This window comes from Hymenobacter agri (assembly GCF_054778495.1).
Genome location: NZ_BAAGZM010000422.1, coordinates 1 through 926, shown reverse-complemented (window position 1 = coordinate 926; position 926 = coordinate 1). Strand labels below are relative to the sequence as shown.

Sequence of the window (926 nt, the reverse complement as noted above, 5' to 3'; positions counted from 1 at the left end):
GCCGGAGTAATCCGCTCGATTGGTTTAGTCGAAGCTCGCAAGATGCTTCGCTGCGCGCGGCATGACGTTCTACATTAATAAACAAACTCCCTCATCTGCTTGTAATTTTGACCTTCAGCCGCCAAGTCGGCGGCTGATTCCACCCCCTTATGACCAACCACTTCAATCCCTGGCACGACGTGTCGCGCGGCGACGAAACCCCCTCCGTCGTTCAGTCTATCATCGAAATTCCGAAAGGCAGCAAAGGCAAATACGAGCTCGACAAAGAGAGCGGCCTGCTGAAACTCGACCGCGTGCTGTTCTCGGCCGTGCACTACCCGGCCGCCTACGGCTTCATTCCGCAAACCTATTGCGACGACAAAGACCCCCTCGACATTCTGGTGCTCTGCTCGGTTGATATCGTGCCCATGTGCCTCGTCGAGGCCAAAGTCATTGGCGTGATGCAGATGGTGGACCAGGACGAAGAGGATGATAAAATCATTGCCGTGGCCGCCCACGATATTTCGGTGAACCACTACAACGACATCGCCGACCTGCCCCCGCACACCCTGCTCGAAATGCAGCGCTTCTTCGAGGACTATAAAGCCCTGGAGCACAACAAGCACGTCACCGTAGAGCGTTTTATGGGCAAGGAAGATGCCTACCGCATCATCAACGACAGCATTAAGCTCTACGAAGAAACTTTCGGCGACCGCGCCGCTAAATAGCGCAGCGCCCGGCCCGTCGGCCCGAGTACCCCGAAATTCCCTGGCGGCCCGCGTGAACAGTTGATGTTCCGGCGGGCCGCCAGGGAATTTCGGGGTACTCGTTTTGTGCCCGGCCATCGGCCCTTCGCTTCTACCTTCGCGCCGTGGATTCTCCCGCTTCCCTCGCCGCCCCCGAAGCCGGCCGCAGCCTCGCGCGGCGGGCCCTCGACGCCGTGCTGT

At 59.0% G+C, this 926-nt stretch carries 1 protein-coding gene; it reads left to right on the top strand.

What is annotated here, in order from left to right; genetic code table 11:
• The first annotated feature begins 149 nt into the window (after window positions 1–149).
• Window positions 150–707: an inorganic diphosphatase gene (locus ACYVDE_RS16955; RefSeq protein WP_460502735.1), complete on the top strand. Its 558-nt coding sequence runs from the start codon at window positions 150–152 to the stop codon at window positions 705–707.
• The last annotated feature ends 219 nt before the right edge of the window (window positions 708–926 follow it).